8 protein-coding genes are annotated in these 8,978 nt (G+C 56.7%); 4 read left to right on the forward strand and 4 right to left on the reverse strand.

Annotated elements, in window-relative coordinates:
- The first annotated feature begins 1,945 nt into the window (after positions 1-1,945).
- The 4 genes from HG800_RS26655 (at position 1,946) to HG800_RS26670 (ending at position 4,305) form a co-directional block, all read left to right on the forward strand.
- Positions 1,946-2,614 (forward strand): PEP-CTERM sorting domain-containing protein, encoded by a 669-nt coding sequence (locus tag HG800_RS26655; protein ID WP_169981407.1) that lies wholly within the window; start codon positions 1,946-1,948, stop codon positions 2,612-2,614.
- A 307-nt stretch (positions 2,615-2,921) separates the two neighbouring features.
- Positions 2,922-3,167 (forward strand): hypothetical protein, encoded by a 246-nt coding sequence (locus tag HG800_RS26660; RefSeq protein WP_169981409.1) that lies wholly within the window; start codon positions 2,922-2,924, stop codon positions 3,165-3,167.
- Between the two features lie 124 nt (positions 3,168-3,291).
- Entirely contained in the window at positions 3,292-3,567 is a 276-nt protein-coding gene (locus tag HG800_RS26665; RefSeq protein WP_169981411.1) for a hypothetical protein, read from the forward strand.
- Positions 3,568-3,654: 87 nt separating this feature from the next.
- A complete protein-coding gene (locus tag HG800_RS26670) occupies positions 3,655-4,305 on the forward strand; it encodes an ABC transporter C-terminal domain-containing protein (protein WP_169981413.1) in 651 nt (216 codons plus the stop codon).
- Positions 4,306-4,308: 3 nt separating this feature from the next.
- Here HG800_RS26670 and HG800_RS26675 read toward each other — a convergent pair whose 3' ends face one another.
- From HG800_RS26675 to HG800_RS26690, 4 genes are all read right to left on the reverse strand, one after another.
- Positions 4,309-4,500: a hypothetical protein gene (locus tag HG800_RS26675; protein ID WP_169981415.1), complete on the reverse strand. Its 192-nt coding sequence runs from the start codon at positions 4,498-4,500 to the stop codon at positions 4,309-4,311.
- Positions 4,501-4,706: 206 nt separating this feature from the next.
- Complete coding sequence (locus tag HG800_RS26680) at positions 4,707-5,306, reverse strand: hypothetical protein (RefSeq protein ID WP_169981417.1); 600 nt, start codon at positions 5,304-5,306, stop codon at positions 4,707-4,709.
- A 24-nt stretch (positions 5,307-5,330) separates the two neighbouring features.
- Complete coding sequence (locus tag HG800_RS26685) at positions 5,331-6,560, reverse strand: phage major capsid protein (RefSeq protein WP_169981419.1); 1,230 nt, start codon at positions 6,558-6,560, stop codon at positions 5,331-5,333.
- Between the two features lie 471 nt (positions 6,561-7,031).
- A complete protein-coding gene (locus HG800_RS26690) occupies positions 7,032-8,129 on the reverse strand; it encodes a phage major capsid protein (RefSeq protein ID WP_169981421.1) in 1,098 nt (365 codons plus the stop codon).
- Positions 8,130-8,978: the final 849 nt, after the last annotated feature.

The following is an 8,978-nucleotide window of genomic DNA, read 5'->3' on the forward strand; positions in this document are numbered from 1 at the left end:
CGCAAACGACCCGTGTGGAGCGGGCCGATATCCGCCAACCCCCTGAGTGGAGAGGGTTAGCTCGCTATGAATTCTCGTTGCTCGGTCCCCATCCGTCAAGCGGACCCGTCCCCCGTCCGTCCATTTGCTTCCCTGCCTCACGATATCGCCGGGGATGCTCGCCTCACCCCTACCGATCTGGCGGTCTTACTGGCCTTGCTGTTCTGGGCAAGGTCCAGGGCCTTCTGTTGGCCTAGCGATGCGAGCATCGGGGCACGGATCGGGAGATCGGAAGCGACCGTCCAGAGAAGGCTAAAGGCCCTCGAGGGGTTCAACCTCATCAGACGGGAGAAATCCGACCGGAACCGAACGGGGAGGATCATCGTTCTCTGTTGGAGGGAGGAAGCTCCCCCGCCCATGCGTGCCGCTTCGGTCACTCATGAGGGACGAAGGGAGAAACGTATCGTTGGAGAAGCAAAGAATTCTGAACCAAAGACCCCAGAACGACACGAATCAGACCGGCTAGAACCCCCCTCCCCGATCCCCCTAAAACCCGAAACCTTCCCAGATCGCCTAGGTTGCTCTGTACGGGCCTCGGAAGCCCCAGACCTAGAATCTATCGGGCCGGTTGCTGGGAACGCCTCTGAGAGCGTCCTAGGACCGCTGAGCGAGTCGAAACCCCCCGGCCCCGTTCGGAGAGACCCGACGGGGGGGAGGAAGCCCCTCGCAACGACGCGAAAGGGTCTCCCGAAGCTCGAACTAACCGAGCTGGCCCGTTTGGCACCTTCCGACCCGATCCTAGCGGCCGAATTAGCCAAGCGAACGGCCCCCCGTCCGGAACCTCCCCGGGAAGCTCCCCGATCGACCCCGGAATTGATCCAGCGATTGAGGGAGGCCCCTCATTACCCCCCGATGCTGGCCCATGCCCTGACGGTGGAGTGGAACGACCAAGGCAGCTACGCGGGGTTTCTCCGGATCGCTCACGAATGCTGGCAAGGGTCGATCGACCCTGAAACCCTCGAGGATGCTTACCGGCAAGGCTGCAAGGGTCGGAACCCCGGGGCAGTTTTCTGGACCGTCATCAAGTGTTCCCGACGGGGGAAAGAGGGTCGAATTTTACGACGCATTAGGCCCGAAACGTTGAGCAGCTGACGTTTTTACATACACGATATGACGTAACCCGTTGCCATTCCCCAACATTTTGAGGATTGGGTTTCGTCATTTTGGCAATGGTTTTCTAGAGAAGTAACCTGAGAAAACCTCCCGTATTACAAAATGACCCTGAACGGAGGTGATCTAACTACTATACTAGGTATAGTATTATTATATAATATAATCTTTATGCATAAAGGTTTAATAATATATAATACATAATATAGTATATGCAATATACTAATACCCTATCCAACCCGTCCGGATCGATTATTTAACACTTTGGGTTTCTCTCGGTTACTTCTCTAGAAAACCATTGCCAAAATGACAAAAGTGTTTTCTCAAAATGTTGAGTCATACCAAGGGTTTACGTCATATCAGCTGATTTCCGTATACACGGGTTAAACAATTCGGCCCTCGAAAGGGCAAAACGTCACAAAATCCATCGGGGCATAGTGAACACGCTCAACCCCCGTTCGGAACCCCTCGGACAGTGAACACGTCCCTACAATCGGAATCCGGTCGGGGGGATCATCCGGGGTTTGAGGCCCGACCTTGACGGTTCTCCGGAGTCTCCGGAGGGGTCTGATAACCGTCATTGTGTTCGCCCGCCCCAATGCTGCGGCCAGTTCGATCTGCTCCTTGTGCCCGGTTCTGGCCGGATGTTTCATGCAGATTATCGATATAAGCAATATTAATAGCTATCCAAAAATTTTATTTGATCGCATCCCGGAGGAAATGTAAAACCAACCACAGTCCCGAGTCATTCTGTTCGGCTCGGGGATAAGGGATCGGATGCGTGGAGGGATTTACGATGAGAGATAGAATCGGTCAATCAGTCAGTGTTTTTGCGATCTTGGTGGCACTCATCTGGGCGTCGCCTGCCTCTGCGGAGAACCTGATCTACAACGGAGATTTCGAACTCGGGGATGTCGGGTTCAATACCGATTATCCTAATGCACCACAAACGTTTGGGTACCAAATCGTTCGTAATCCTAATGAAGACTGGTACTCCGGCTTCGCGAGCTTCGGCGATCATACCACTGGTGATGGGTTTATGCTCGCCGTCGATGGGGCTACCATCCTGAACCAAGTCGTGTGGGAGCAAACCGTCACTCTGCCTATCCAACAACTTTATGACTTCTCCGTATGGGTCGCCCCCATGAGTAGCCCAAACCCAGCTGACCTGGAATTCCAGATTGAGCAGGGGGGCATCAACAGGAGGCTCGGGGGCCTTAAACTCTCCTCCGAGCCCGGCGTCTGGACCAAGTTCTCTAGGCGATTTATAGTTGGTCCACAGATCCAGACCGGTCCTGCGACGATCAAGATCGTCAATATGGAGACGGCAGGAGTGGGGAACGACTTCGCCTTGGACGATCTGCGCCTCTCGGTCATTCCCGAGCCCTCGACGCTGGTCCTCGTTGGCCTAGCCATGCCGTTCGGGATCGGCCTGTGGATGAGGCAGCGCCGCAAGTCTGCCTGAGCCGATTCGCAACGATCAACGCATGATGCACGGCCGTCGGCCCCCTCCTCCGGGGTCGGCGGCCGTTCGCTTGCGTGGGTTCGGTAACGGGCGGATTATGTCGCTCTGGCCCGGTGAAGAACCGCCCTCCGGGCTTGCCTGATGCTTGCCTCGGAATTGCCTCGCGCCGGGGTGAGCCTGCGCGCCGACGCAACCGATCGTGAACGCAACCGGGCGAACGTGCCGATACCAGTCTGGAGAAACACGCAAGGCCACCCCTGCGCCGGCTTGCAGGAATGGCCTCGATCATCGGCACGGAGATACCAGCGTGGCCAAGCGCAAACACTCGCCCGCACCGGATCACGACTGCGTCCGCGTTTCCGCGTCCCTTGCGAGGGGCACGCATACGCGCCTCAGTGCTCTTGCGAGCCTGCGCGGATGCACGATCAGCGCACTGATCGTCGAAGCCGTGGAGGAAGCCGTGCGTGGCATCGTGGTGATGGATCGGCGGAAGTCTTCCGAATCGGTTGACTCCGCTGGTCTGGTAAAGGAATCGGTCGAGTCCGCCGCCTGACTCTTGCCCAGACGGAAGACTCGACCGGGGCGAGCCGTCATAATCAGAACGCGCACGAATCGGGGGGGGGGGAGGTCCGAGGGCAGGGCAGGGGAGGGGGGATCTCGTCTCTGAGGTTCAATCCATGAGAACGCATCGCATCGCCGGATTGTTGGTTGTCGTCGGCCTGGGCGTCGTCGGGAGTGGCTTCGATGGTTCGCGGCCGAACCTTGCAGAGCGTATCCAACGTCTCGAGGACCAGCTAGGGGAAGCGCTCGACCGTGCCGAGCAAGCGGAGGCAGAGGCGGAATCGCTGGCCGTCGAACTCGATGAGGTTCTCGAGACGCTAGCCGTTGAACAAGAGCATCGGGAGCAAGCCGAGAAGGCCCTAGCGGATTGTCGAGAGGGTAAGGGTTCCTAATCGTCGGCCTGGTCGATCAATGAGGCTTCCCGACGGGGGGAACGAAGAAACCCGACCGACAGGGATAGGGCAGGGGATTCGATAGCAATGGTGGGATTCTATCGCGGCGAACTTTGGAAGCGATTGAAAGAGGCATGGCCCCTATGGTGGGTAATCTTCGGGGTCTTAGGGGCCTTTATGATTTCGTGTTTCTTAGCGAACGATTCGGTAACGGTGTTTCGTTATGCGGGTCTCTTGCTCGAAATCTTTGGTCTGGGGCTGGTAGTGATCGGCTTGGACCATATCCGCCAACAGTTCGGAAAAGAGCCGTTTCGGGCCAGTATCACCAAATGGTTTTTGAGCTGGAGGGCCGTTTTTACCGGACCCGAACCCGTACAAATCACAGGCAAGCTCGGTACCTTGTTCACAGAGAATGCGACAGCAAACTTATCAATGCATGGTTATAAAGATCAGACGATCGAAGAACGACTAGAAACTTTGGAAGGAGACATCAAACGGCTACAGGGCGAATTGAACAACAAAACCGAACAATTGAAACAGGAAATCGCTTCGGTCAAGGCGGATTTTGATGAAAAGATAGAAAATACCATCAAAATAATAGATGACGTGGATTCTAGGGTAAAAGACTATGCCGTTGGGGGAATGGGGCTCGAAGTTGTCGGCCTAGTCTGGATATCCCTTGGGATCATCTTGGCTAGCATCCCCGATGAATTGGGGATGCTTTTCGGTGCGAGTTGATAATCACGGGGAGATGATCGCGGGGTATGTCCCTCCCCGTTCGGAACGGATCACGGCGATGATCCGTCCCCCTTGCCAGACGACCGTATCCGACTCCGGACGGGATTCGATAATCCGGTCGATCGCCTCATCGGCGTTGTCGGTGTCTCTCAGGACGATCGACGAACCCCGTTCCTGCGACGTTGCAGCAACCATCGGTGAAGCTCGCTTTGTTGTAGAGGTTCCCCGCCTGGGTGGGTTGCGGCGTTGCAACCGACCCAGACGGGTTGAAGGGAATCTAGCGAGCGTTCCGATTCGTGTCAATCAAATATGCCAAGTTCTAAACGTCTGTACGTTTCATTTTTGACTGATCCGATTCCCGATCCTCGGAATCCCTACCGCTGTCCCTAGCTGCTACCCCTTCAAGGATCGCTCGGACGATCGACCGTATTTCGACGGTCGATTGTCTCACGGAGGGATCGAAGGTGTTCCCGTTCGGTGAACTCTCGGATGACGGCATTGACGATGGACCTTATCTCGGCCGTTTTCATCCGACCCCCCCGGAAGCTCCCGACCGTCTTCAATCTCGAGGCATGGGGGTGTTGATCCCCGTTCAATCGGAGTTTCTTCGGTTGCCTCCCCGGCAGTCTCCCCCGACGGGTAGCAGGGGGAGGAAGTACCCCGAGATTCCGAGCCGTCCGGATCGCGTATGCGACCGGGAAGTAATCCACTTCCGGGGATTCCCGTTGGATGACCCGATGGATTTCAGCGACGGTCAACCCCTCCATGGCGAGACGGAGGGCCTTCGCCTTCTCCGTCTCGCTCAACCGTCGGGGAGGGGCTTTCGCGGGTTTCGGTCGATACTCAATCCCGGTGATATCCGAGTGTGCCTTACCCAAGCGGATTCCGCTAACCGTACTCGGAGCGATGTTGTAAAGATCGGCGATATACGCATCCGAGAGACCACCGGCGATCAACCGGGCAATCTGCCGAACCGCGACTAGGGACAAGTGACTAGCCATCTGATACCCTCCCGACGGCTAGGATTAGACCACGATATCCCGGATCAAACCGAACGACTCGATATGCCGGAACGCGATATCAACGAGATTTTCAATCGTCAGCCGAACGATACCCGAAGTGTCCTTGGAGTAAGGGTTGACCGTGATGATCGACCCTCCCCACATCCCGATATACACGCTCGACCAATCCCCGAAGATCATGGCGTGAAGGTTCGTCCCGGTCCCCTTGGTCAGATTCGAGGGAACCTGATTCGAGCGAGCAACCGGATATCCGAGGATGGTACTCGTCAGGTCATCGAGGATGAAAACGGGTTGACCCGCAACCTTCGGGGTCTGCAGGAGCTTCGAAGCGACCCCCGGGGTCGTGAGATAGCCGAGATTCCCCATGAGGGCGTTTTGAACGTCAACCTTGGCCATAAGGTCAACGACGTTTGCCCACGCCAGGGCCGCTCCGTTGGTCCCCAGAGAGACAACCTGTGCATTCCCGACGGGGAGAAGGGTCGTGAGGCCCGAAGGTTCCGCCCCGGTTCCGCTCCCCGCGATTGCAGCCGAGTCGATCGACTTGGCAACTGCATAAACAAGGTCATTCCTGACCATATCTTCGACAGATAAGGAAGATTGCCGGATGACCTGCCGGGTCACTTCGATGAACGATCCCACCCGTTTCGGAGTCATCGGGATTTGGTCGATCACGGGGTTCGATTCGTCGAACGCAACCCCTTCCGCTTTCCATCCCCCGGCAGCAATCGCCGTTTGCTTCGGGATTGCGAGGTTGCCGTACAGGTCTTCCAGGACGGTTGCCCCAAGGGATCGGACGACCAGGGCGTTGCGGAGATGATCGACCAGCGACGGGGATACGGTCGTCTGGACCGACTTACCGGCCGATCCCGAATCCGTCGTCATCGCCCGGGTATTCAGGCTGAGCGAGTGAGGGACGACGAATTGATTCCCGTCGAATAGCTGCCCCGTCCGGAGGGCGTATTCCTGGGTCGTCTCCGCTTCGATCCCGTCCAACTGACGACCGGAAAGGATACGGTTTGCCGCTCGGAGGATGCTGAATCGATGCCGACCGTCCCGAGTGTTCCCGGTGTCATCCATCGGGAGAGGATCGGAAACACGGGGTTCGAGCGTCATCGAGCGTTCGTGGTCGATTCGCTGGATATCGGCCAAAACCGCGTTGAATCGTCGCTCAACATCCGGCAAAGAGGCATCGGAGGCGTTGAACAGTTCTTCCCGAATCTTTCGGGCCTTCACGATCAGAGCATTCCGGGTTTCGGTCACTAGTGAGCCTCACTAAGACAGTGATTCATGGTCCCCCCGACGGTGGGGGAGAAGTCTTCCAAGGGTCGAAAATCATTGGAAAAGGGAGGAAAAGGGAGGAAAAGGGAGGAACTAATCGAAATTGAAGCGGCTGACGAAATGCGTACAAATTAGGGTAAAAAACTGGCTCTTTTTGTGTGGACACCTAACAACGGGGATTGACATATTTTCATTGGTAGAAAATTCGGCCCCCCTCCCCGGGCCTGGAATCCTTCCGAGTGAGGAACCGATCGAGATAGGTCCGAATCACGGGTTTCCCCGACGGGGCAGGGGGAGGGGAGACGATCACGAACTTCCCTGAACCCCGATCGGAAACCGGGTGTTGATCGTACATATCGGCCCATTTCGTGAAGGCCCGCCCCTTCGAACTTCTTACCTTCAACGGCATCGTTGAACCTCCCCCCGTCAGGCCGTGACAACATCCTTAAAGACCACGAACCGCCCGGGATTCCTCAATCCCACGTCCAGATGGACGAATCCACACACTCGAATGAGTCCGCTCGTATCGCGGCTGTATGGATTGTTCAACACTTCAACCGTTCCCCATATGATTACGCAAACCTGGGAGAAATCCCCGAAAATTGCAGAACCCAAAACGGGACCGCTCGTCCCTTTCTCCAAGTCATCGGGAAGCCCGATATGGGGGAAGCTGGGCGATTCGCTGACCATGCCGGTCAGGGTGTCGGCAAGGTAGATCGGTTGACCGCTCACAAGGGGCGTCCGCTTCATTTTCTCCCGCGTTTTCGCGGATAAGACCCACGCACACGTCTTAGGGTCGATACCCTTCTCAGCGAGCATCCTTTCCGCTTCAAGGGCCTTAGCGAATGTGAGTTCTCCCCCGTTCGTTCCGAGGCTTAGGCACTGAGCGTTCCCGACGGGGAATCGAGTGAGGATGCCGTTCGGTTCGTTCGCGGCCGGAACGCCAGCAAACACAACCTTGTCGATGCCCTCTGCGATGGCCTTGACCAGATCGCCGGAAACCTGATTCAGACTGTCCGAATTCTGAATCAGCGTCCGGGTTGTCTGGACGGTCGCCACCGCTCGCTTTGGGGTGAGTTGATCCCCCCCGAGATAGACCGACGATTCCGAGGCTTCGGCGTACTCGCTCAAGAATTCGAGGGTCGATCCGGTCTCCCCGAAGAACGGGAGTGTGACCGATCCGACCGATTCGAAGCCCGTTACGATCGTCCCACCGAGGCGGCCGACAAGGCTTGCTTGTCGCAAAGCATCTCCGAACGGGAGCATGACCCCCGATCCGGCGACAAGACCGGCCCCCGATCCCGCCCCGGTTGTGAGTAACCGTTGCTGAACCGGAACCTTAGCCGTCAACGGGATCAACACACTCGCATCATTCGCCCGGGGCAGACGGGGGGACGAATAGTACCGCCGTTGAAGCTCGGATTGATCCCGACGTTCGGTATCGTCTGGTTTCCCCCTGACGGCTAGGCGGATCGCGTTTGCGAGGGAGTTGTCAGTCTCGACCATCGTTTGATTCAATTCCATATCCCCTTATCATTAACAATTAAGAATTCGCCGAATTAACGATGTCATTAACCGATGATTCGACAACGCGGATCGAATCCCCGATCCGGATTGACTTCAAGGCCCCTTTGAGGATCAGTCCGTAGGTGGCGCTGTGCGACCTCCCAAGCCGCTTTGCCGCTTGGTTAACGCTTATGTGACTCGGGAGAGAAGGGGGTTCCGGTTTCGGTTGGGGAGTCTCTACCGGAATGGATTCCTCGGAGGGTTCCGAAAGGATCGCAGCGTTCCGCCGTTCCCTCGCTTCGATTCCCTTAGCGACTTCCTTGACCGGCTTCCTTGCTTGCTTCGCTGCCGCCTGGACTGTCGGAGACTTCTCGAGTAGATCAACCCTCGCTTCGGAGGGCGTCTTACGCTTCGCCATTAATTCATCCCTATAAACCTTCATGAATACGGACGGGGAATAAAAACGGGGGGAGGTCTTCAACACCCCGAAGGGCGTTGAAGGTGTTGTGACCTCCCCCCGTTCAATCTCGGAGCGAAAGCAAGAGGGAGACGAACGACCCCCCGAAGGGGATCGAACCCGAGGGGCCTCCCCCTTGCTTCCGCCTCAACCCGGCTCTCTGAAAACCGGGGAGGGTAAACGTTTGAAAACGTCTGCCCCTCATAAGTAATTATAGCGCGGGCAACCTTCAGAGTTAACGTAGACTTGGAAATCTGGGCAAGATTTTTATAACTCGGAACCTACCTACGGACGGGGATCGATCGTCCCCCCGACGGGAAGGGGAGGGAAAGGGGCAGGGAGGGATTCCCTTGAAGGGATGAAGGGGGTATGAATAGAAACGTCCGAGGGGGCCTCTACTCCCCCTCGGA

Source organism: Tautonia rosea, from assembly GCF_012958305.1.
Classification (GTDB): domain Bacteria; phylum Planctomycetota; class Planctomycetia; order Isosphaerales; family Isosphaeraceae; genus Tautonia; species Tautonia rosea.